The organism is Planococcus sp. TJ-302 (assembly GCF_058268455.1).
In genome coordinates this window covers 151955-174679 of sequence record NZ_JBZDOI010000002.1, presented here as the reverse complement: position 1 = coordinate 174679, position 22725 = coordinate 151955, and the positions used below count along the sequence as shown (strand labels likewise).

Annotated in this window: 20 protein-coding genes; 12 read left to right on the top strand and 8 right to left on the bottom strand. The window is 44.8% G+C overall.

What is annotated here, in order from left to right:
- Positions 1–121: 121 nt before the first annotated feature.
- Positions 122–2077: a phospholipase D-like domain-containing protein gene (locus AC4EHB_RS11780; protein ID WP_490981612.1), complete on the top strand. Its 1956-nt coding sequence runs from the start codon at positions 122–124 to the stop codon at positions 2075–2077.
- Between the two features lie 249 nt (positions 2078–2326).
- Positions 2327–3082, top strand: a complete 756-nt coding sequence (locus AC4EHB_RS11775) for a glucose 1-dehydrogenase (protein WP_490981611.1) — start codon at positions 2327–2329, stop codon at positions 3080–3082.
- A 187-nt stretch (positions 3083–3269) separates the two neighbouring features.
- Here the strand turns inward: AC4EHB_RS11775 and AC4EHB_RS11770 are convergent, their stop codons facing one another.
- Entirely contained in the window at positions 3270–4019 is a 750-nt protein-coding gene (locus AC4EHB_RS11770) for an SDR family NAD(P)-dependent oxidoreductase (RefSeq protein ID WP_490975856.1), read from the bottom strand.
- An 874-nt stretch (positions 4020–4893) separates the two neighbouring features.
- Here AC4EHB_RS11770 and AC4EHB_RS11765 point away from each other — a divergent pair.
- The 4 genes from AC4EHB_RS11765 to AC4EHB_RS11750 all read left to right on the top strand — a co-directional run bounded on the left by AC4EHB_RS11765 (position 4894) and on the right by AC4EHB_RS11750 (position 9972).
- Complete coding sequence (locus AC4EHB_RS11765; RefSeq protein ID WP_490981610.1) at positions 4894–6933, top strand: sensor domain-containing protein; 2040 nt, start codon at positions 4894–4896, stop codon at positions 6931–6933.
- Between the two features lie 50 nt (positions 6934–6983).
- Positions 6984–8648 (top strand): diguanylate cyclase domain-containing protein, encoded by a 1665-nt coding sequence (locus tag AC4EHB_RS11760; protein ID WP_490981756.1) that lies wholly within the window; start codon positions 6984–6986, stop codon positions 8646–8648.
- Positions 8649–8962: 314 nt separating this feature from the next.
- A complete protein-coding gene (locus tag AC4EHB_RS11755; RefSeq protein WP_490981609.1) occupies positions 8963–9517 on the top strand; it encodes a restriction endonuclease in 555 nt (184 codons plus the stop codon).
- A gap of 98 nt (positions 9518–9615) precedes the next feature.
- Entirely contained in the window at positions 9616–9972 is a 357-nt protein-coding gene (locus AC4EHB_RS11750) for a hypothetical protein (RefSeq protein WP_490981608.1), read from the top strand.
- 148 nt (positions 9973–10120) lie between these two features.
- Here AC4EHB_RS11750 and AC4EHB_RS11745 read toward each other — a convergent pair whose 3' ends face one another.
- Positions 10121–10720, bottom strand: a complete 600-nt coding sequence (locus AC4EHB_RS11745; protein ID WP_490981607.1) for a hypothetical protein — start codon at positions 10718–10720, stop codon at positions 10121–10123.
- A gap of 216 nt (positions 10721–10936) precedes the next feature.
- Between AC4EHB_RS11745 and nadX the strand changes: the two genes are divergently transcribed.
- Positions 10937–11716 carry an aspartate dehydrogenase gene (nadX, locus tag AC4EHB_RS11740; protein ID WP_490981606.1) on the top strand — a complete coding sequence of 260 codons (780 nt, stop codon included), beginning with the start codon at positions 10937–10939 and terminating at the stop codon, positions 11714–11716.
- A gap of 48 nt (positions 11717–11764) precedes the next feature.
- On the opposite strand, the gene AC4EHB_RS11735 is transcribed toward nadX, so the two are convergent.
- Positions 11765–13066, bottom strand: a complete 1302-nt coding sequence (locus AC4EHB_RS11735) for an acetamidase/formamidase family protein (RefSeq protein WP_490981605.1) — start codon at positions 13064–13066, stop codon at positions 11765–11767.
- Positions 13067–13431: 365 nt separating this feature from the next.
- Between AC4EHB_RS11735 and AC4EHB_RS11730 the strand changes: the two genes are divergently transcribed.
- A complete protein-coding gene (locus tag AC4EHB_RS11730) occupies positions 13432–14628 on the top strand; it encodes a M14 family zinc carboxypeptidase (RefSeq protein WP_490981604.1) in 1197 nt (398 codons plus the stop codon).
- Between the two features lie 77 nt (positions 14629–14705).
- Here AC4EHB_RS11730 and AC4EHB_RS11725 read toward each other — a convergent pair whose 3' ends face one another.
- From AC4EHB_RS11725 to AC4EHB_RS11705, 5 genes are all read right to left on the bottom strand, one after another.
- A complete protein-coding gene (locus tag AC4EHB_RS11725) occupies positions 14706–15068 on the bottom strand; it encodes a winged helix-turn-helix transcriptional regulator (protein ID WP_490975865.1) in 363 nt (120 codons plus the stop codon).
- On the bottom strand, positions 15040–15882 hold the full coding sequence (locus AC4EHB_RS11720; RefSeq protein ID WP_490981603.1) for a Cof-type HAD-IIB family hydrolase: 843 nt from the start codon (positions 15880–15882) through the stop codon (positions 15040–15042). Before AC4EHB_RS11720 ends, AC4EHB_RS11725 begins: the two co-directional genes overlap by 29 nt.
- Positions 15883–16039: 157 nt before the next feature.
- The gene (gene hxlB, locus AC4EHB_RS11715; RefSeq protein ID WP_490981602.1) at positions 16040–16594 is read right to left on the bottom strand and encodes a 6-phospho-3-hexuloisomerase; all 555 of its coding nucleotides are present in this window, start codon (positions 16592–16594) and stop codon (positions 16040–16042) included.
- Position 16595: 1 nt separating this feature from the next.
- Entirely contained in the window at positions 16596–17237 is a 642-nt protein-coding gene (gene hxlA / locus AC4EHB_RS11710; RefSeq protein ID WP_490981601.1) for a 3-hexulose-6-phosphate synthase, read from the bottom strand.
- 338 nt (positions 17238–17575) lie between these two features.
- Complete coding sequence (locus AC4EHB_RS11705; protein ID WP_490981600.1) at positions 17576–18952, bottom strand: FAD-binding oxidoreductase; 1377 nt, start codon at positions 18950–18952, stop codon at positions 17576–17578.
- Between the two features lie 215 nt (positions 18953–19167).
- Here AC4EHB_RS11705 and AC4EHB_RS11700 point away from each other — a divergent pair, with 215 nt between their 5' ends.
- The 4 genes from AC4EHB_RS11700 to AC4EHB_RS11685 all read left to right on the top strand — a co-directional run bounded on the left by AC4EHB_RS11700 (position 19168) and on the right by AC4EHB_RS11685 (position 22701).
- Positions 19168–19833 (top strand): GntR family transcriptional regulator, encoded by a 666-nt coding sequence (locus AC4EHB_RS11700; protein WP_490981599.1) that lies wholly within the window; start codon positions 19168–19170, stop codon positions 19831–19833.
- Positions 19830–20855, top strand: a complete 1026-nt coding sequence (locus AC4EHB_RS11695; RefSeq protein ID WP_490981598.1) for a TRAP transporter substrate-binding protein — start codon at positions 19830–19832, stop codon at positions 20853–20855. The genes AC4EHB_RS11700 and AC4EHB_RS11695 overlap by 4 nt, the downstream gene beginning before the upstream one ends.
- A 65-nt stretch (positions 20856–20920) precedes the next feature.
- Positions 20921–21415 carry a TRAP transporter small permease gene (locus tag AC4EHB_RS11690; RefSeq protein WP_490975872.1) on the top strand — a complete coding sequence of 165 codons (495 nt, stop codon included), beginning with the start codon at positions 20921–20923 and terminating at the stop codon, positions 21413–21415.
- Positions 21412–22701 (top strand): TRAP transporter large permease, encoded by a 1290-nt coding sequence (locus AC4EHB_RS11685; protein ID WP_490981597.1) that lies wholly within the window; start codon positions 21412–21414, stop codon positions 22699–22701. Before AC4EHB_RS11690 ends, AC4EHB_RS11685 begins: the two co-directional genes overlap by 4 nt.
- Positions 22702–22725 lie beyond the last annotated feature (24 nt).

Here is a 22725-nt window from a genome sequence, read left to right as displayed (position 1 = left end):
ATAGGTAAAACATAAAATTAAAATGAAATTATTGTTAAATATTAATACTAAATTAATAAAACAGATATACAATAATAGAGGGCTTGAATAGCCTTGGGAAAATGGAAAAGGGGTTGGGAAGATGAGGAATACAGCACGGCTTTCAATGGTTTTTGCACTTATTATTTCTTTTATGGCACCTGGTATTGAAACAGGGCAAACAGCACACGCAGCAACGACAAGCACGATAGCCATTAACGAAATTGCCTGGATGGGTACAAGCTACAGCTACAATAGCGAATGGATTGAATTACATAATACGACGAATTCAGTGGTAGATGTGAACGGATGGACTTTGCGCGCCACTGATAACAGCCCCGCAATCAGCCTCTCCGGCACTATTGCGGCAGGCGGCTATTATTTATTGGAAAGAACCAGTGACAGCTCCGTCGCAGGGATTGCTGCTGACCTGATTTATACAGGCTCTCTGGAAAATAGCGATGAGGCACTTGAACTGAGAGATTCTACCGGTGCTTTAATAGACAGTGCAGATGCTTGGTATGCAGGAGATAATATAGCAAAGGCAACAATGGAAAGAGTCGATCCGCTTGTGGCCGGCACTGAAGCCACTAACTGGGTTGATTCTGCCAAAACTTACGATGGAGGAAACGGCACTCCGCGTGCAGTTAACTCAAAAGTGAAAGGCTGCACCGATAAAACGGAACAGTTGAATAACGTTTCGGAAGCGGAAGGTGCAATTAATGTGTACTTTAACAAATGTGCCGATACTACATACGCAAGTTCAGGAAATGAAGCAAACTATAACGTGAATCTGGAAACCCGGCTGATCAACCGCCTGAATCAGGCGACGACAAGCATCGATTTTGCAACATACGAAATCAATCTGCCAGGCATTGTGGATGCGTTGATCGCAAAAGCGGCTGAAGGCATTGATGTGCGTGTCATCGCGGATGCCAAAGATGCAACCGATCCGAATTATGCGGAGCGTTTCAAAACGATGCGGCTGCAAGTGGAAAAAATGGTAAGGGGACAGGATGGAAAAGTTGGAACAGCGGATGATATTTATGTATTCTCTGATTCTCCAATGTTTGCTGTAGAAGACAGTGCAGCAAGAGCGGACTTCGGCTTGCCTGCCACACCGGAAGATTTCCCGCTTCAAACCGTGGCAGTGGGAAGCGGTGACGTATCCGGCCATTTGTTTGTGGAAGCTGAAGAAAAAAGCACCGATGCCTACTATAGCCCCGGAACACAAATGCACAACAAATTTGCAGTCATTGATGACCGCTGGGTATTTACAGGAAGCTGGAACTTCACAGTAACCGGCTTGTACGGCACTGAAACCAATATGGAACAAGGCGTTTTAGACGGCAACCAGCAGCATGTAGTCGAAATCAATTGGCCTGTAATGGCTGATGTCTTCGAAGTTGAATTTAATGAAATGTGGGGCAGTTCTGCCCTATCGCCTGACATAGCCGCTGCGAACTTCAACACCCGAAAAATTGATAATACGACACACCAAGTCGACGTGAACGGAAAAATCGTTGAAATTTACTTTTCTGCAGGTGATGATGCAGTCGGTAAAATGAGAGAACTTGTTAAAACATCAGCCGATGTAAATACTTACTTCACCATTTTTGCCTGGAGCGATCAGGGTCTGGTCGATGAATTGAAAAATTTATGGGAAGGGTCTTATAATGACCTGGAAGGCACGTTAACGGGCTTTGATATTAAAGGGGTATTTGATCAAAGTTTCTGGAACCAATGGTGGTCTGCAAGTGTGGATATGACGGGCCGCACCGCTTCACAGGTCAGCGAAGACAATCCGAATACCCGCTGGGCCAATCCTGCACCCGTTTACCAGGCCAATGAGTCCCGCAAACTTCACAGCAAAACGATGTTGATCGATGCTGACACAAACAGTGACCCGACTGTTATTGTAGGATCCACAAACTGGAGCAATAACGGCAATAACATCAATGACGAAAACCTGCTGTTTATCCATGACGCAGCCATTACAAACCAATTTTTGCAGGAGTTTAACGTCAGATACGCACTGGCTGGCGGAGCAGTAAACTAGGTCCAATGCCGCGTCCCAAGGAATAAAACCATACTGCAGAATGCTGAATAGGCAACGCCGTTCAAAGAAAGCCATCTTTTCTTTGAACGGTTTTTTTCATGCGGTCATCGCTGTATTAAAATGGAAACTACCTATATTTAGGCGTTCTTGTATGATACCCTTTACTAAATGAAAATCGGGTTGAGTCCGGAGGAGCGGAACAAACAGTTTCTGTGAAATGACTATTTTATTCATCTGAGGAGTGAGGGTTTGACTGGCTTATTCAATTTAAAAGATAAAGTTGCCGTAGTGACAGGCGGTTCAAGAGGCATTGGAAAGGGAATTGCGGTTGGACTAGCGGAGGCGGGAGCAAACATAGCGATCATTCAGCGTTCAGACAATGAAGAAACAAAAAAAGAGATTGAAGCGCTGGGTGTGAAATGTGAGATTTTCAAATGTGATCTCACGAATTTGAACGATGTCCGCGTGATCCTGCCTATAATTAATGAACAAATGGGGTCAGTTGATATTCTGGTGAACAACGCTGGAATTCAAAAACGGCATTCTGCAGTCGATTTTCCTGAAGAGGATTGGGATGCGGTGATCGACGTGAATTTAAAAGCTGTCTGGATCCTTTGTCAGGAAGCTGGAAAGATTATGACGCAACAAGGGAGCGGGAAAATTATTAACATCGCTTCCTTACTATCTTTCCAAGGTGGGGTATTCGTACCAGCGTATGCGGCGGCCAAAGGTGCAGTAGGACAATTAACGAAAGCATTAGCTAATGAATGGTCATCGCTGGGTATCAATGTCAATGCGATTGTGCCGGGTTACATCGCTACTGAAATGAATACAGCATTGATGAATGATCCTGTACGCAGCAAACAAATTATGGACAGAATTCCAGCAGGGCGCTGGGGAAATCCAGACGACTTCAAAGGAGCAGCGGTATTTTTAGCTTCTTCAGCTGCCGATTACGTACATGGGCATTTGCTGGCCATAGATGGCGGATGGTTGGGAAGATAAGAGGAGTAATCACAACGGGTTTGAAACGCGTCCCTGGGAAAGTAACAATTCTAAGCGATTCTGGTCACAACAAAAAGGTACTTTGCATAAAATGCCGCTCGAAGGAAAATAGATTTCCTTGGAGCGGCATTTCTTATTTGTACTTTTATGTTTTCGAGAATGATCTTGCTTACAGCTAGGGTGTAGCTTATTTCGTATTGGTGAATCCGCCATCGATGCGGATGGTGTCGCCGTTGATGTACTGCGCTTTTGAAGTCAGCAGGAAAGCGACAAGTTCCGCGACTTCCTCCGGCGTACCTAGGCGTTTCTGGGGGATGCCGGCTTCAGCGCTTGCTTTCATGTCCGGATTGTCCTCGAAGAAGGTTTTGACCATCGGTGTTTCCGTCGGGCCCGGAGCAATAGCATTGACGCGCAGGCCGTCCTTGGCGTATTCCGCAACCAGGCTCTTTGTCATGCCGACGATTCCGTGCTTCGTAGCGCCATAAGTGACCACGGAAGCCTGGCCGATGACTCCGGCACTGGAAGCGGTATTGACGATCGAACCGCCGCCATTCTTCAGCATGGCTTCTGCCACATAGCGCAAGCCATAGAGAGCGCCAAGCAAGTTGATGCCGACAATCTGATCGATTTCCTGGATGTCTGTTTCTAAGAAGTTTTTTCCGCTGCCGGAAATGCCCGCATTATTGAAGAAATAATCGATCGAACCGAAATGCTCGAGTGTTTTGTCCACGTAGTTTTTCACTTCTTCAGCCTTAGAGACATCGGCTTTAATGAAGATGGCGTCAACGCCTTTTTCTTTCAGTTTCGCAACGGTTTCATTGCCGCCTTTTTCGCTGACATCGACAACGGAGATGTTGATGCCTTCGTCTGCGAGGCGCAAGGCTGCCGATTGCCCCAACCCACTGCCGCCGCCTGTAATGATTGCTGTTTTGCCCATATGATCTTCCTCCTCTAATTTAGGTGCTTCGTTAAAAATCTTTCTTTAATCGATTCCCGAAATGGGGAGGAGCTAATCAAGGAGCAGGGAATTGGTGTAACTATGCATTTTATAGATCCAAGCCAAGTAGAGGTTTAATCACTAGGGTTTCTTCACTTTTCTTGACGCTGTGATTAGATCGGTGCTTTGAGGAAATAATACTCCTTGGAGCGCTATTTTATTTATATGTATCAATTGTTCGGTGCAATAACTATAAACATATGGTGTGATTTCCTCTGACATCCTACAATGAAAAGGAATTGACCAGCTGGAAGGATCAATTTTTGACCATTTTCATTTAGATATTTTTAAATGAAACTTTATCAGGGATAACTAAGTTGTGAAGGAAAATGAAATCTGTTAACTAAAAAATTTAAATTTAGGTACTTTTTCATATTTTGTGTTGTACAATAGAAGATATTAGTCTCATTCGAATGTTAATTATTTAATATATTTAAATTTTATGGTAAATATTTAACAATTAAATGCAGAATCAAACATCATGAAATAAGGGTGGGAAAGTGTATTTCTTTTTAAAAAAGTTAGCTTTATCAGGGTTTAATCTGAAAATTTTTAAAAAGTTCATCACTTGAACTGAACACTTGAAAAGGATGAGTTGGTTTTGATGTATTCCTGATAGGTGGCTATATGCCAGATTTGTTATATTTCGTTAGATGATAGATCAACTTCTTTCTATCAATAAAAATAAAAAATTTGAATTTTAACTATTTCTGAACAGTAAAGTTTTATTTTTATACTAAAAAGAATCCGACTCTATGAAATAATGAACAGACAGGCATTACTATTGAAAATCAGTTTTTAGGGAGATAAATGATTGGATAATAATCAGATTCAAGCATGGGTAAATACAATCGACGATTTTCTAATTTCAATTGACGTCAATGGAATAATCTTAAGAGTGAACCAGGCGTGGGTAGACTTTTGTGTTGAGCAGAATGTAAGAGAATCTTTATGGAAAGTAGGCTCGGATTATTTTAAGGAATTTGAAAAACTGGGGAAAGAACGTGAACTAAACGCGATAAAGCAAGTATTGGCCTACAAGAAGAAGGAACATAAACAAATATATCCGTTCGTTTTGGGGAATGGCGAAACTCAATGGCTTGAGGTAAAAGTCCGAAGAGTGGAATTCCCTTCAGGAAATTCGACTGGAGCTATTGTCTCCCATAAACCGATTACGCTTCATTCAATGGAACCGATTACAGCAGAAATCATTTTGGAAAGCATGACAGAGGGCTTTTGTTTATTAGATGATCAATTTCAATTGATTTATATAAATGATATTGCTGAAAAATTTCTTCAAAGCAAACGCGACTTGTTGATAGGACACCGGTTATTTGAAGATTTTCCAGAAGCGGTGGAAACCTACTTCCACTCCCATTACCAGCGCGCGCTGGAAGAACGAGTCGTAGTGGAGTTTGTCGATTATTACCAACCACTCGATACGTGGTTCAAGGTCAAGGCGTGTCCATTGAAGAAAGGCGGACTGGCGCTGTATTTACAAGATGTAAGTGAAGGGAAAAAGACAGAGGCCCAATTAGCGGAATCTGCCAACTATGATTATTTGACTGGGTTGCCGAACCGCAGATTAATTACTCAAATGGCCCGTTCGCTGCGGGAAGAGGGGACAAAGTTCACGGTTTTCCATCTCCATATTCATAATTTAAACTTTATCAACACCGTGCATTACTATGATGCTGGAGATATGATCATGAAAAAAGTGTCGGAAGAGCTAAAAGGATTTGCTCATGAAAAATGCCACATTGCCCGCATGGATGGAAACGAGTTTGTCATTTTGAAAGAAACTAGCTTGAAGGAAAGACTAACCCCTTTTGCTGAACAAATTGAAGGGATTTTCCATAAGCCGGTCCTTCTGGAAACCGGACAAAAGATTCAAGTCTGTGTCAACATCGGCATTGCTTGTTATCCTTTTGATGGAAAAACAATGGAAGAAGTATATTCTTATGCTGAAATGGCCATGCACGAAGCAAAATCGATTCGCGGTTCCTGCCATGCTTTCTTCCGTCCACGCATGAAGACCGCGCATGAACGTAAAGCAGTCATTATAGAAGGGCTAGCTGGAGATTTTAAAAAAAACGGGTTTTATTATACGATGCAGCCACAAATCAATGGGGATTCTGGAAAGCTCATAGGCGTGGAAGTTCTTTCGCGTTGGGCTCATCCAAACCTCGGTGAAATCTCACCATTCGAATTCATCCAGGTGGCAGAGGAGACCGGGGACATTGTTCCGCTGACTTTTCATCTACTCACAGAAGTCTTTACTCAATTGAAGAGTTGGGAAAAAAGATATGAGTGGAAAATTCGGGCTGCCATCAATATGACGCCTTCTCTTATCAGTAATACGGACTTTTTTGACCAGTTCTTTGTTTTGATGAAAGACTATGAAATCGATCCGAAGCAGATTGAGATTGAAATTACGGAGCAGGCAGAACTGACCTATTCGCCCAAAACATTGGAAAATTTGCTTCTATGCAAATCAAAGGGCATGTCGATTGCCATCGATGATTTCGGTACCGGCTTTTCCATGATTTCCTACTTAACCCATTTTCCAATCACTAAAATTAAAATAGATAAGTCGTTCGTTCAAAAGATTGGCCAAGACTCGAAATCCGAAGCCGTCTTGAAATCCTTGATTCACTTAGCGAAAAGCATCGAATGTGAATTGGTGGCGGAAGGAGTCGAACGGGAGGTAGAAGCAGAATTCCTTCAGGCAAATGGCTGCAGCGTTTATCAAGGTTATTTATATGATAAGCCTTTAAAAGTTGAAGACTTGGAAAGAAAGTACTTAGAGCTTGGACAAAAATCTTTAGTGATGTCTCAAGCGTTGAACGACTAGAACGATATTTGGAAAGCAGTTTTAAGAAAGGAACTTGACCCTTGCAAAAAATGAGTATACTCCCTTATCAAATGGTGATGATGGAAGCAATAAAAGACATGATATTTATCGTTAGCTATTCAAGTGATTCCACTTTTAAATATGAGTTCTTCAACCAGGCAGTTTTTGAAAAAACCCATATGCGCCAAAATGATTGGGGAAAAACATTTCAGGAATTACATGAACCTCAACTCGCCAGCTTTTTGGAACAGCAGTATAGTCAAGCCTTCCATAAGAGAGAAAAAGTGGTTTTTGAAGATTCCTTTATTTCTGCATCAGGAGAGCCCAACTATTCAAAGACGACCTTGACACCACTGTACGATGAAACTGGAGAATGTATCTTTATCATTGGATTGGTTGAAGATATAACCAATATACGGATGGCGCGACTGGAGAATGAAGAAGCATGGGAACGGCTCCAAGAAAGCCGTTCTCGCTATCGTTCGTTATATGAAAATAATTCCGATGCAATTTTCTCCCTTGATTTAGAAGGGCGAATTTTAACCGGGAATTCTGCTGTTGAAAAAGTGACGGGTTATTCCTTGAATGAGTTAATTGGATCGAAGTTCGATGGATATATTGACCAAAAAGAAGATGGATTATTCGCTGCGGATTTCAAGCTAGCTATGGCAGGGGATTCAAAAGATTTCCGCGCCAAATTTACAGGGAAATCGGGCCATTTAATTGGGATTTTGATTCATTTCGCACCGATCGAAGTGAAAAACAAAGTTGTAGGTTTTTATGCAACAATGAAAGACATGAGAAACTCAGATAAATTGTTCAGTCAGTACGCAGAAAGTGAAAGTCGTTTCCGAATTATTGCAGAAAATGCGCAAGATGCGATTGTTTTAATGGATCATGATGGAAAAACACTTTATGTCTCCCCATCGAGCAAAAGAATTGCTGGTTTCGAACCTACAGAACAAATGGAGAGTTCGCCTTTTCATAACGTTCATCCAGATGATATTCTGCAATTAAGAAAATCTTTCTCGCGAGCAATTGTTAAAGCGCAATCTTATAAATTAGAAGTGCGGCAAAAACATAAAACAAACGGCTGGATCTGGACAGAAGTGCAAGGGACGCCTATATTCGATAAGGATCAGAATTTCGTCCACATGTTGACAATTACGCGTGACATCACGCTGCAAAAAGAGAATGAAAGCCAGTTGCATTTTTATGCCTACCACGACTCATTAACCGGCCTGCCAAATCGCAGATTTTTAACAGAATGTCTTCAAGAAATCATCCATCAAGGGACGGAATTAGATGATAAAGTGACCGTGATTATACTTGATATTGATTATTTTAAAGACATCAATGACCAGTTTGGACATGAAATGGGCGATGCTGTTATTGCAGAATTTGGCAAACGCTTACAAGAAAACATCACAGGACAAGATGTGGCAGCACGTCTGGGAGGCGATGAATTTGTTCTTCTATTGCCACGTATTAAAACGGAAGAGCAAGCAAGAAACATTGCCCGAAAAATTCAAGAAGCTATTGAGATGCCATGGCTAATCGATGCTGTTTCACTTGCCGTCACCACCAGCATGGGAGTTGCTTTGGCATCAACGGCAGGTGCTACGGTATCATCCATATTGAAGCGGGCTGATATTGCTATGTATGAATCGAAAAAAGCAGGACGCAGCACGTATAGCTTTCATTTTTTTAAATAGCTAGTCTAGGCAGTAATACTGTTATAAAGCGCCGCTCTAAGGGGATTTCAGTTCCTTGGAGCGGCTTTTTTATTCATGCTGTGAATCGTTGGGTTATTTCAGTACGACATTTTATTTTAACGTCTTATAATGTCTTAAAATGGAAAAATATCTATATATAGGGGGAGCTATATGCTACTATTTACTTAATGAAAAAATAGTACAATTGTTCATTTTTTAAGAAAAATCGTCTTTTCTATAATTTGAAAATCATAGTGCATTTTGGAGATTCAAATTTATTGAAGAGTAATTCAGAAAGCGAAAGGCGGTTTACCGTGGCAAGTAAGAAGAAGAACGACAATGTATCGGAAATGCTGACAGGGGTTTTGATTCTTAGCACTACACTGACTTATATTTACACGCAATCTATTGAAGCGACCCTTGGTGTATTTGCAGCTAGTTTTATTGGGTTGTTGGCGCTTGTGAAGACATTCCAGCACAAAAAGCAGAAAAGAATCAGTGATTCGGGCATATTGCAAGTGGATGCAATGTCAGGGGCGGAGTTCGAGGAATATTTGCGATTGCGTTATAAGGCGGAAGGTTATGCTGTTCGAAAAACGCCTTACACCGGCGATTACGGAGCGGATCTCATTTTGGAAAAAGGGCAACAAAAAATTGCTGTTCAGGCAAAGCGTTATAAGAGCAATGTCGGCATCAAAGCAGTTCAGGAAATTTCCGCAGCGAAATTGCATTATGGGGCTAATGAAGCGTGGGTCGTCACAAACAGCTTTTTCACAAAGGCAGCTGCAGAGCTGGCACGGAGCAATAAAGTGAAATTGGTGAACCGTGATGAACTCGTGGAGATTTTGCTGGCGAAGAAAGTTGGATGAATTAAGAAAGAATTAAATACCTGATGTCAAAGTTCTTCCAATGGAATTGATAAGTACTGCCTCAGAAAGGGCACAAAATAAATGTGGGGAGGGTATCAATGAAAATCACGATGGCAATGAGTAAAGAAGCATATAAAACTGCTAAAAAAGTATACTCCGGACAATTGACAAGAAATGAAGGGAAAATCGAAATTAATCGATTATCAGGTATGAATGAAGGGTCTGCTCAAGCTTTCATTACAATATTTTTAGCCATGATGGATGGAGAAGAATATAAGCGGGCATTTAATAACAGTACAAATAAGTTTTTGCTAGAGAGTATTCGAAAAGACTTCGGAGAACGTTATTATCTAAATGCCTTGAATGCTGTCCAAAAGCATATAAATTACTATGCAACTTTAGGTAAAGGTAATTTGTCCGGTCTTCAAAGTATCATTAATGAAATGAGATCATAAAAAGGTTATCATCCACAAGACGCCGCTCAGAGAGAATAGATTTTCTCTTGGGCGGCGTCTTGTTTTATTTCATATCCCGGTATCCGCTATCGATTCTAATCGCACCTAAAACCGATTTGATTGCTGATCCTCAAGTTGAATTAAAATTTTATAAAAAATCTTTCTCAATATTTGCTAGATCTCTATTCGTTTGAACATGAATAAAATTAAACAAGGCTTCAGTTGAATTTTCATCAATAATATTTTTGAAGTTCAGAATTTTTCGCTCATAACCTTCAAAATAAATACTTTCATGTGTAGGATTATTGTACATTTTTAAATACTCCTGATAATCCATTACATCTATTTGATTTTCTAGCTGAATCAGTAATGAATTCCATTCCTTAATTTTTTTAGCGTAAAGAGGCTTTTTTATAGCTAGTTCTTGTTTTTCTTCATTGGCGATTTGGGAAATAAAGGTTTCGATTTCATGCTTGTGTTTAATTAGCTGGATTCTGGTTAAAATATTGAGGTTACTTAATTCATTCTTTTTGTAATCTTTAATATTTATTTTTTTAAAATGGTCACTATCATTTTCTACTTTATTCGCTTTTTTGCTTGCTTGACGTTCTTTGATTTTTTTTGCTTCTGCTCCAATTATAGGAATTGCACCAGCAATTATGTGTTTATTTTCGTTTGCAAATTTAATTACTTTAGGACCGTGTGTTTTTGCCGCATCGAATACTAACTTAACCGGTAGATTAGCCATTTAAATCCTCCTGTATAATTGAATTAAAGAAAATCCTCTAACTAATAATTAATAACTTGTGATAGTAACTATATATTACTACTAAATGGAAGAAATATTCATATTTATATTTAATGTTTAAAAAATGAAGCGATTTATATAATACTAAGTTAAACTAGAAACTAAATTTATCAATATCATTAAAAGTTTTCATTCCACTACGCAAGGAGGCAAACCATGAACATCGGAATCATCGGTACAGGCAATATCGCCGCGTATTTGCTGGAACAGCTCAACGTGAACCACCTCGCCAACGGAAAGGTTACAGCCGTTTTCGGTCGCAACCGAGAGGTAGGCCAGCGTTTGAGTGAACAGTTCAAAGTCGATTTCTACACAGACATCCAGGAATTCTTAAAGGCTCCACTGGATATCTGTGTAGAAGCAGCGACAGTGGAAGCGGCTGGTCTTTATGTGAAAGATGTCGTCGCACATAAGAAAGACCTCGTCGTCAGTAGCATCGGCGTCTTCAAAGATGTCGCTTTTTTGGATGAAGTCAAAGCTTTGGCGGAGTCACACGGCACGCACATCTTCCTGCCGTCCGGTGCAATCGGCGGACTGGACGTCCTGCAATCGGCGAAAGCGGCGGGTGGCTTGAAGCGGGTGCAAATCACGACACGGAAATCACCCCAATCGCTCGGAGTTGAATCGGATGAAGAAAAGGTGATATTCGAAGGCTCAGCATATGAAGCCGTCGAAAAATTCCCGAAGAATGTCAATGTCGCATTGGTGCTCGCGATCGCTGGGATCGGGGTCGAGAAAACAAAAGTGCGCGTCATCGTCGATCCGGCTATTGAACGGAATACCCATACCATCGAAGCGGAAGGGGATTTCGGCAAGATGCAGCTGCAAGTCCAAAACAATCCGATGCCGAATAACCCGAAGACGAGCCTGCTCGCTGCATTGAGTATCCTCGCTGTCCTGCAGAACAAAGACCATGCGCTGCGCATTGGAAACTAAAAACATAAAAATAACCGCCACTCCGTATTCGGAATGGCGGTTATTTCATTATTTGTATTGGTTTTTGACTAAATCGAGCAAGCCGGTTTTATTTAAATACGGCTCTGGCGCGAGGAACGTCACGGTCACGACGCCCGGCAGGCGGCCAATTTCAATCGCGCCGGTAATCGTCGAGCGGTTCATGATTTCCGGAATTGAGACGCCGAAAAATTCAGCAGCGCGGGCAAGGCCATTTTCAGTGGCGTCATTCAAAGTCGGACCGGAGCCGATAAAGGACACCGGATACGATTCCTCAATCTTGGCGACGTTCCAGTTGTCGGCAATTTGCTGAGCCGATTGGCGTTCTTCTGCGGTGAACGGTTTCGCCGTGTAGGGAAGATCCTCAACGTTCGGCAGCAAGATCGGCCCTTTGAGATTCATGCCTTTAATGACATGGACTTGAAGATGGGCGATGCCTGAAACGTCTGTTGTATGCCCTGCGATTTCACCGTCGCCTTGCATGGCGTGCATATCGCCGAGATAAATGCCGCCTCCGGGAACTTTAACCGGGCAGATCAATACAGCGCCGGCGCGGACCCGGTTGACGTCCAAATGGCCGTCCGTTCGGTGTGTTTCTAATTGTTCCTGCGTGCTCGTATATTCATGGGTCGCGCCGACCAAGAAAGAACCGAAATCGCCAGCATTGTGGGAGTCAGGCGTTGGACGTGATGGCGTCGTGCCAAGTTGCCCGAGGAACGGGCGCATGCGTGCCATCGTGCCGACCAGGTCATGCGGTGCAAATGTCACCACCGGATTTTGGACAGACGCTTCAGGGGTGTTCATGTAAAACCGTCCAGCTTCCGCAATCGTTTCGGCTGCTCCTTGCGGTAAAGTCAGGCCGACATCGCCTTTTTCGCTGAAGAACATCGAATAGCCATTTGTGAAGATGAAAGGAGTGGCGTCCGCTCCGCAGTCTGCACAGCGGATGGCTTCCATGCCAATGCCTTTGATGACGGTTTCCGGATTTTTCGTGCCACATTCCGGACATTTCGCTGCGACATAGCCATCGCCGTCTGCGCGATCTTCGATCATTTGGTCGTTGCCGGATGCTGTTGCTTGGGAAGTGACCGTGATGGACTGGATGCGGATGGCGATCGCATCTCCCGGTTCAGCGCCTTCAACGTAAACCGGCTTTGTCACTTCGTGGCCGCCTTTGATGCTTGGCGTAATCATCGGTCCCCAACAGCCCGGCGCCGTATTCGCGATAATGTAGCCGCCGTCTTTTACCGGACCCAACATTTCTTTATTCGGATCCAAAATGCCATCTACGAAATGGTTGACGAATAATGTTTCAGTTGCCGTTTTGTTCACAATATTCCTCCTCAAGGTTTAAGTTTTCAGACTAATTGAATTATATCGCTTGGAACGGCCATTAACAATTGCGTGGCTTCGCAGGCAATGTTCATCTTTCTTAAGAGGGATGCTTTTATTTGTGGAAAGTATTTAGTAGGTCGAAGTATTTAGTGCATTCTGTATCTATTGGTATAAGAATGAGCAGTAAAAATAATCCATTTTATTACTTAAGGACTGAATATTCTAAAAATATTTACTATTATTTCTTTTATTGTTAAGCTGTTTTCGAGCCAAGTAAATAATTTTATGCGAGAGGAGACGGAACGACGCTGAAAAGTGGAAAAGTGACGGATGCGAATAAAAATTAAAAGGAGTGGGTGTTTTTGAAAAGAAGATGGGCGAGTACAGTAGGGGTTTTAGGGTTGTGTACAGCATTGGCAATGCCGGTTTATGCGGTCGAAAACAATACGAAAACGGCGGAACATCATCATGACAACGCAATTTCCGGATTTATCGATTACCAGGAGCTGCAAAAAAGCTTGAAGCAAATCGAAGCCAACAGTAAAGGAGTCGTTCAAGTCGATGTAGCCGGGCAATCGCATGAAGGCCTCGATATCTACACCGCGAGAGTCGGCACCGGAGACAAGGTCCTGCTGGTGCAAAGTGAAATCCATGGCAACGAAAAAACAGGCACGGTCGCGATTCTTAATCTCTTGAAGACTTTATCCAATAACTCAAAAGAGTCCCAAAAGATCCGCGAAGAAGTGACGGTCGTCTTCATGCCGATGATGAATCCGGATGCTTCGGAAGCAGACAAGCGCCGCAATAGCCTGACTTGGAATGAAGTGGTTGAAAGCTACCCGCAATTGTCTGGCGCAACGCCTTCTTGGAACTACCTGGACCGCGGCATCAGCCAAAGCTACGATTACGGTGCAAATCCTGGATTTGACGTAAACCGTGACTTTAATCCGGATCTAAATTATGTGCCAGAAGCGCAAGACTTCCCGGGAGCTTCGGATGAGCCGGGCTGGTTCATTACTCCGGAAGCGCAAACTTCCCGCGACGTCTATAAATCCCTGCAAGACGAATTCGGCAATGTGGACGTCTTTGTCGACTTGCACCACCAAGGCTTGTACTATGTCGATGGCACTGCTGACCCTGTGACATTGTCGTTATCGGCTCAATTCGTACCGGATCCAAGCACACCTGAAGGAGCGGATTACGCCGAGTATGCCGACAACTACAACTATGATTTCTCGCGCCAGTTGAATTTATTGGCATATAACGAACTTCAGTCGTACGGCGAGTCGAAATTCACCAACATCTCGCTTTATTCGCAAGGGCTGGACCTTCCTGGGACAGCACTGGGCAGTTACGCGTTGAACGGCAGCGGCACGGTCCTGTTTGAAGTAAGAGGCCAGACGCAGAGCCTGGGGCAAAAAGAAAAAGGGCAATTGGTCAAATCGGTTGAACGCGGGCTTTCCGGAATCATCGAAGGCGTCTCAGACGGTTCGGTCGAAGAATTGGATCCGGAAGCTTATGAAGACATCCCACTTACAGCTTACCGTCCAGCGTTTTGATTAACATCAAGTCACTATAGAAGAAACCCAAATAAACAAAGCGGATTGCATCCCCCTGCAATCCGCTTTGTTTTGTGTTATGCATTTTTTTTGTTGTCGATCTCCGTATCCAAGTTTTGCTTCATGTAATCCTTGCCCCATTCGTACATCGAGTCCAGAATCGGGATCAGGCTGCGCCCTTGGTCGGTGAGGGAGTATTCCACTTTCGGCGGGACAACCGGATAGACTTCGCGGTGCACGATCAAATGCTCTTCGAGTTCCCGCAATTGCGTCACGAGCATGCGCTGGGTGATGCCCGGCATGAGGTTTTTCAATTCGCCAAACCGTTTGGTGCCTTCTTTGCCCAAATGCCACAGAATCAGCATTTTCCACTTGCCACCGATGATTGAAAGGGTCAGTTCTTTTTCGCAATTAAAGCTTTTTTCTCCCAGATTGGGCATATTCTTCGCTTCCTTCCTTCGGATCGAGAATGAATTTATCGATCGCGTGGCGTACACCTTCGTCGTTGTTTGTGAGAGACGTGTAATCCGCTATGTCTTTCACTGCCTGTACGGCGTTGCCCATGGCGATGCCGAAGCCGGCCTGTTTCAGCAATTCGGAGTCGTTGTGGTTATCGCCGATGCCGATGATTTCTGACCGGTCGATGCCCAGCGCGTTCGCTAAGAATAGCAGGGCGCTTCCCTTATTCGCTTCCGGATGCGTCACTTCCAGGTAGGTCTTTTTTGATTTCGTGATATAAGCAAAGTCGCTGAACAATGCCTGCAATTCTTTTTGCAGGGGATCAAGGACATGAGGTTCATCAATAAAGAGCAATTTCGTAAAGCCTTTTTGCGCGAGCCCGATCAAGTCCGGTTCAATCGCATACAGTACCTGGACCGCATCCGCATAAGCCACCAACCTTTTCGTTTCCGTCGCTCCGTATAAAATGTCGTCTTGGTAGACTTGCAGGTGGATGTTTTTCTCGAATGCAATCTCGATTAACTTCTGTGATATGTCAGCGGAAACAACTCTCTCATACAACACTTCTGTTGCATCCACAGATTTGATCATCGCCCCTTGATAGGTAATGAGCGGGGCATCAATCCCCAATTGCTGCGCAATGAGTTTTGCGGAAGAAAACATCCGTCCGGTCGCAATTGTGACGACAGTGCCCATTCCAATCGCTTGTTGAATGGCTGTCACGGTATTTGGCGAGATCGTCAGCTCATCTGTCAGCAACGTGCCGTCCAAGTCGATCGCAATCATTTTATACATAGGTTTCTCTCCTTGAAAATCTTTTTTCAGAACTTGTTTTAGCAATACAAACACTTTTGCATGTCAGGCATCCGGCTGTCCAGTGAAGCGGACTAAAATACCCGATAAATAAAATAAGCCTAAGCCTCTGTCGATTCAGGCTCAGGCTTATTCGCTTTTATTCTAAATTGGCGTGCCTGCCGTACATCGTGTCAGACTCTAGCCCTTTTTTCTCCATGAAATTCAAGATCAAAGCATCATAGAAAAGAAGGAGCGATTGCTCGAACAGCGAACCCATCGGCTGGATGGACTTGCCGCTGGCACCGTCTGCTTTTGCTTGTGCAGGGATTAGAAGCCGGATGTCTGCGAGCCGGCCAATCGTGGATTCAGAATTGGTCGTAACAGCTACGATCAACGCCCCGATTTTCTTGGCTTTCTCCGTCATCGCTGCCAGGCTTTGGGTCTCACCGGAACCGGAGCCAACAATGAAGAGATCATCCGCCTCCAAATTCGGCGTCACCGTTTCGCCCACAACATATGCATCAAGGCCCATGTGCATCATGCGCATGACGAATGCTTTTGCCATAAAGCCGGAGCGGCCGCCGCCAGCCACAAATATTTTCTTAGCCTGCAGCATGCCCGACACCAGTTTTTCAGCTTCCTTGTTATCTATTGATGTGAGGGTCCTTTTGAGTTCGGCCAGTATTTCATCTGCGAAGCCTGTCGTGTTCATGTTACGCGGTCACGCTTTCTTTCATCAGCTTCTGGATTTTCTCAGCTTCTGCGCCTTTGTCATCTTTGCTTGTGATGCCGCCGCCGACAATGATCAAGTCAGGCTGTGCTTTGATGACTTCTGGCAATGTGTCCAGATTGATGCCGCCAGCAATCGCAGTGCGTGCGTTTTTCACGACGCTTTTGATGGTGCGCAAGTCTTCGAACGAATCTTTGCCTTCTGCCTGCAAATCGTATCCGGTGTGGACGCAAATATAATCAGCGCCAAGCAGATCAAGTTCTGCAGCACGCGTTTTAATGTCTTTAACCGCAATCATGTCGACCAGGATTTTCTTGCCTTGTTTTTTGGCTTCTTCGACTGCGCCTTTGATCGATGAATCTTCCGCTTGTCCAAGGATCGTGACGATGTCTGCACCTGCTGCAACAGCATTTGATACTTCATAAGCTGCAGCATCCATGATTTTCACATCTGCAAGAACTTCCAGGTTCGGGAAGGCTTCTTTAATGGCCGAAACAGCTTTCAACCCTTCTTTATTGATAACCGGCGTACCGATTTCAACGATATCGATAAATGCCTCTACTTCTTTCACCAATTCGATGGCTTGTGGAATGTCTACTAAGTCTAATGCTAATTGTAATTTCATATAGGTGTATCTCCTCGGTTGCTTATTTTGGCTCAGGCTCAGTGTAAGTCCTGCTATCTCTTTTGTGAAGTACGCACTTTAAAATCACATACTGACAAAAAGTATACTGTCAGTATTCATGCGGGGTGAATCTGGAATCGCGTCCCCTCGTACGGCAGCTTTCAATTTTAAACTCCCATTGCAGAGAAAAACGAACGCCTCCAATGAAATCCATCGATTCCAATAGGGCGTTCGTTTATTAAAACCAATTTTGAATAGCGATAAGTGAGCGTCCACCCGGAGCAATCGTGACTAAAACCAACATTATGAGCCGACTCAACAATCCGTGTGTCTTTTGCTTATTCGAAAATCTTGCCGGGGTTCAGAATGTTGTCTGGATCGAGCAGCTGCTTTATGTTTTTGAAAAGTACGAGTGCTGCGCCGTGTTCGGCTTCCTGGAATTTTCGTTTGCCGAGGCCGACGCCGTGTTCGCCGGTACACGTGCCGCCAAGTTCGATTGCGCGGAATGCCAGCTGGTCATTGATGCCGAAGGCGATTTTTTTTTGGACGGCGGATTCCGGGTCATAGACGATGAGGGAGTGGAAATTACCGTCGCCGATGTGTCCAAGCAGGCCGCCTTCCAAACCGCTTGCTTCGATCAATACCCTCGCATAGTCGAGCAGCTCCGGCAATTTAGAGATCGGTACACAGACATCTCCGCCGGTGACGGCGAGACCAGGCTGATGGCGATAGGCATAGGCCATTTCGTGGCGAGCTTTCCAGATGGCTGCGCGTTCCTTGGCGTCGGCTGCAACGTGCCAATTCTGCGCTCCTTGGTCCACCAGAAGTTCTTCGGCCAGTCGGGCGTCTTCGATTGCGGATTGGGTAAGGCCGGCGAATTCAAAGAATAAGGAATGCTTTTCAGGAAGTGCATATCCGCCGTATTCATTCACTTTTTTGATGCTCGGGGCATCGACGAATTCCATGCGCTGGACCGGAATGCCCGACAACAGTACGCTATTCGCAACTTCTGCGCATTCCCGCGGCGTATCGAATGTGCAGGAAGCGGCAATGGTATGTTCCGGTATCGCATGAAGTTTTAAGGTGATTTCCGTAATGATCCCGAGTGTTCCTTCAGAGCCGGTGAAAAGACCGCCTACCGAATAGCCAGAAGAAGATTTTTTCGCTTTCGTCCCGGTGTGGATGACGCTGCCGTTTGCGAGTACGACTTCCATGTCCAAGATCTGGTCGCGCATGACGCCGTAACGGACCGCGGTCGTTCCGCTCGCATTTGTCGCCGCCATGCCGCCGATAGAAGCATCCGCACCGGGATCGATCGGGAATTGCAAACCGTGCCGGTTGATGCGCTCGTTTAAAGCCAATCGAGTGATGCCGGGCTGCACAGTGATGAGCAAGTCTTCCGGTGCAAAAAGCAGCACTTGGTTCATCCGTTCGAAGTTCAGGGAAATGCCTCCTTTGACCGGGATGGCTTGGCCTTCAAGACCTGACCCGGCGCCAAAAGCAGTGACCGGAATTTTATAATCTCCGGCTATTTTCAAAATCGCCACAATGTCCCGAGTGCTTTCCGGAAAGCACACAAGTTCCGGTTCTACCGGGGAATGGTCGGATTCATCATGGCTGTGGCGATAGCGTTCGCCTGCGCTTGTGGATAGTTGGTCTGCGGATAGGCGGCTTGTTAATATCTTGATCCAATCAGTAGGCATTTCGGCAGTCATTCAATCAGCTCCTTCTTAATTTATACAAGGATATACAAGCTCTTTGGATTTGTCAGTGAGGTGATCACTATAAAGTATAGGAGTTTCAAGGAGGCTATGTAAATAAGTAACTATTCATTTATTCTGAAAATTCATGTTTACAAATAAAAATGATTATTCTATACTTTCTGTATACAGTATACACTGTGTAAGTTTTGGATCGGAAGGGAGGAAGTATGAGAAAAATCGTCAAGCAGCCAACCCTGGCTGAACAAGCATATGAAGCCATCAAAAAAATGATCATTACCGGCGAACTGAAGCCGGGGGAAGAACTGCCGGAAGAAAAGCTGGCAGCAAAACTTGGCATTAGCCGAACGCCGCTTCGCGAGGCGTTGAAAAGACTGGCTGTTGATGCGCTTATCGAGTTGAGGAAAACAAAACCGGCGCTGGTCGCAAAGTTTACTCGCCAAGATGTCAAAGAAACAATGGAGCTTCGCAGATTGCTCGAAGTTTATGGGATTGAACGGTTGTCGAAAGCAGATCAACAGCATGTCTTAAAGGAACTGCGCTATGCCCATGACCAGCAATGGGAAGCGATTCAAGCGCATGATTTTGTCGGGTTCATGGATTGGGATCAATGGTTTCATGATCAGTTTTATGAATGCCATCCGAACAAGCGCTTGCGCGAATTGATCCATGCAGTGAACACAGGAGGCAGCCGGGCGTTCTTGCTGTTATCCGAAAAAGTTCTTGATAGTGCAGTGAAGGCCCACAAAGAACACGGCGCTATCATTGAAGCATTGGAACAAGGCAATTTGGAAGAAACAAAAAGACAATTGGCTGTCCACCTCGAAAATGTCGAGAGTCGGCTGCTAAAATACTTCTCACAGGAGGAACTATGAAAAAACTCTCAGTATTAATTTTACTTATGTTGGTTTTGATTCTTGCAGCATGCGGCAGACCGGACGAAGGCGGCTCAACTAGTGGGGAAGGCGAAGACGGTGAGAAATATACGATTCGCATCGCCCACTTAGTGCCAGAGGAGCAATCGTCTCATGTAGCGGCGTTGGATTTTAAAGAAAAGCTGGAATCCGAGTCGGATGGACGGATTACAGTGGAACTGTATCCGAACGGCCAGCTTTACGGTTCTGACCGCGAAGCGATCGAAGCGGTGCAGCTCGGCAATGTTGAAATGACGATTCCCGCCGTTGCTGCGATGGCTTCCTTCAATGAAAAATTCCAAGTGTTCGATTTGCCGTTCTTGTTCAACAATAACGAAGCGGCATATAAAGCGCTGGATGGTGAATTGGGGCAGGAACTGATGGCGGATCTGGAAAACAACGACTTGAAAGGCCTTGTTTTCGGGGAAAATGGGTTCCGCCATGTGTCCAATAACGAAGGGCCGATCGAAACACCGGCAGACATGGAAGGCTTGAAGATGCGTACGCTCGAAAGCCCGCTTCATACTGATACATTCAATGCTTTTGGCGCGAACGCATCGCCATTTGCCTTCGGTGAATTGTATACAGCTTTGCAGCAAGGAACGTACGATGCAATGGATTGCCCAATCTCTCTTTACTACACGAATAAATTCTACGAAGTTCAGGATTACCTGACATTGACAGGCCATGTTTATGCAGCGACAGCTCTTCTCATGAACAATGATTACTATAATGACTTGCCGGAAGATTTGCAGGTATTGCTGACAGAAGCATCCGAAGAATTCCGCGAACAGCAGCGTGAACTGGCACAACAGCAAGATACCGAGTTCATGGAGAAGCTGAAAGAAGAAGGCATGCAAATCAACGACTTAACGGATGAGCAGCGTGACGCATTCCGTGAAGCAGCTGCACCGGTTTATGAAAAATACGAAGGACAGATTGGGGCAGACCTGATCGACCGTGCACTAGAGGCGAATAACTGAGTGAAGACAGATGAAAAATCAAGGATGCGATTCCTTGATTTTTCTTTTTAGAAAGGAAGAAACCGATGATTAAAAAATTTGGGAAAGCAGAAGAAGCGTTTCTGGTATTGACGCTCGTTGCGATGGTTGCACTTATATTCGGGCAAGTTGTCGGCAGGTACGTATTTTCCAATGCGCCGAGCTGGACAGAAGAACTGGCACGTTATATCCATATTTTCCAAGTGTGGATCGGTGCGAGCTATGCTGTAAAGCTGCGTGAGCATATCCGCGTGGAAGCGTTCATCACGCGTTTTCACGGAGTACCGAGAAAAATCCTGGAAACCGTGTCCCTATTGATTTGGTTTACAATGGCATTATTTTTGGCTTATTTCGGCACGGAATTGGTCTTGCAAAGCTTAACCAATGGTCAAGTTACTCCTGCTATGCAATTGCCAATGTGGATTCCGTTTCTTGCGATCCCACTGGGCGGCATTGGGATGTGTCTGCGTTTAATCGCCCAATTGCGCAGAATTTGGCGCGGTGATTACGAAATGCATAAAGACGGGGGTGTGCAAGCATGACGATTGCCCTGTTATTCGGTACTTTATTTGTTTGTATATTCATCGGTGTTCCGATTGCAATCGCTTTAGGGGTTTCGGCTCTGACCGCCATTTATTTCGGCACGACCATGCCGCTGAGCATCATTACACAAAAAGCGTTTACATCACTCGATTCATTTCCACTCCTCGCGATTCCGTTTTTCATGCTCGCAGGGGTGCTGATGGGGAAAGGCGGCGTATCGAAGCGGCTGCTTAATCTGGCATCGGCGATGGTCGGCTGGATGACGGGCGGCCTCAGTATGGTGACGATCGTCGCTTGTATGTTCTTCGCCGCCATTTCCGGTTCTGGGCCTGCGACAGTTGCGGCAATCGGCGGATTTATGATTCCTGCGATGATTGCCCGCAATTACAGCGGTGCCTTTGCATCTGCTGTTGCGGCATCTGCAGGCTCAATCGGCGTAATAATTCCGCCGAGCATTCCGTTTGTTTTGTATGGCGTTATCGGCAGCGTTTCCGTCGGCAGCATGTTTTTAGCCGGGATTTTGCCGGGCCTTCTTGTCGGATTCGCACTTATGGTGACGGCTTACCTGATTTCGAAAAAACGCGGCTATAAGCCAGCCCCGGAAGAACAAGTTACGTTTCGTTTTAAAGATGTCGCAAAAGCATTCTGGGATGCGAAATGGGCGCTGCTTATTCCGGTCATCATTCTGGGCGGCATTTATGGGGGTGTGTTCTCGCCGACAGAAGCAGCGGTGGTTGCGGTCGTTTATGCCATCATTGTCGGGAAATTCGTTTACAAAGAACTATCCTGGAAAGGTTTGTATGAATGTTTCCGGGTAACGATAGTCATTAACGCAACGACGATGATCATTATCGGCTTGTCGGTCTCATTTGCTTATTTCATGACGATTCAACAGATTCCGGGCGAAATTTCCGATTATTTGACGGCATTGTCGACCAATCCATTCGTTATTTTGCTCGCAATTAATATATTATTGCTCGTAGTCGGCATGTTTATCGATACGATATCTGCACTAGTCGTTCTGACGCCAATTTTGCTGCCGATTGTCACAGAAGTCGGCGTCGATCCGGTCCATTTCGGCGTCGTCCTCGTTGCGAACTTGGCGATCGGTTTTGTCACACCGCCGCTTGGCGTCAATTTGTTCGTCGCCTCAAGTGTCGGGGGTGTAAAATTCGAACGGATCGCTTATGCGGTGCTGCCGTTCTTGTTCGCGATGATCATTTGCTTGCTCGTCATTACATTCGTTCCACAGCTTTCTCTCTGGTTGCCAGGGCTGTACGAATAAGGGCTATTCTTTGAAAATCGCGTC

Coding starts and splice junctions, on each gene's coding strand:
- hxlB (WP_490981602.1), bottom strand. CDS start 16,594: ATGAACACGACAGGCTTCGCAGATGAAATACTGGCCGAACTCAAAAGG.
- AC4EHB_RS11720 (WP_490981603.1), bottom strand. CDS start 15,882: ATGTATAAAATGATTGCGATCGACTTGGACGGCACGTTGCTGACAGAT.
- AC4EHB_RS11760 (WP_490981756.1), top strand. CDS start 6,984: ATGAGTATACTCCCTTATCAAATGGTGATGATGGAAGCAATAAAAGAC.
- AC4EHB_RS11705 (WP_490981600.1), bottom strand. CDS start 18,952: ATGACTGCCGAAATGCCTACTGATTGGATCAAGATATTAACAAGCCGC.
- nadX (WP_490981606.1), top strand. CDS start 10,937: ATGAACATCGGAATCATCGGTACAGGCAATATCGCCGCGTATTTGCTG.
- AC4EHB_RS11770 (WP_490975856.1), bottom strand. CDS start 4,019: ATGGGCAAAACAGCAATCATTACAGGCGGCGGCAGTGGGTTGGGGCAA.
- AC4EHB_RS11695 (WP_490981598.1), top strand. CDS start 19,830: ATGAAAAAACTCTCAGTATTAATTTTACTTATGTTGGTTTTGATTCTT.
- AC4EHB_RS11685 (WP_490981597.1), top strand. CDS start 21,412: ATGACGATTGCCCTGTTATTCGGTACTTTATTTGTTTGTATATTCATC.
- AC4EHB_RS11725 (WP_490975865.1), bottom strand. CDS start 15,068: ATGCCCAATCTGGGAGAAAAAAGCTTTAATTGCGAAAAAGAACTGACC.
- AC4EHB_RS11745 (WP_490981607.1), bottom strand. CDS start 10,720: ATGGCTAATCTACCGGTTAAGTTAGTATTCGATGCGGCAAAAACACAC.
- AC4EHB_RS11750 (WP_490981608.1), top strand. CDS start 9,616: ATGAAAATCACGATGGCAATGAGTAAAGAAGCATATAAAACTGCTAAA.
- AC4EHB_RS11690 (WP_490975872.1), top strand. CDS start 20,921: ATGATTAAAAAATTTGGGAAAGCAGAAGAAGCGTTTCTGGTATTGACG.
- AC4EHB_RS11780 (WP_490981612.1), top strand. CDS start 122: ATGAGGAATACAGCACGGCTTTCAATGGTTTTTGCACTTATTATTTCT.
- AC4EHB_RS11700 (WP_490981599.1), top strand. CDS start 19,168: ATGAGAAAAATCGTCAAGCAGCCAACCCTGGCTGAACAAGCATATGAA.
- hxlA (WP_490981601.1), bottom strand. CDS start 17,237: ATGAAATTACAATTAGCATTAGACTTAGTAGACATTCCACAAGCCATC.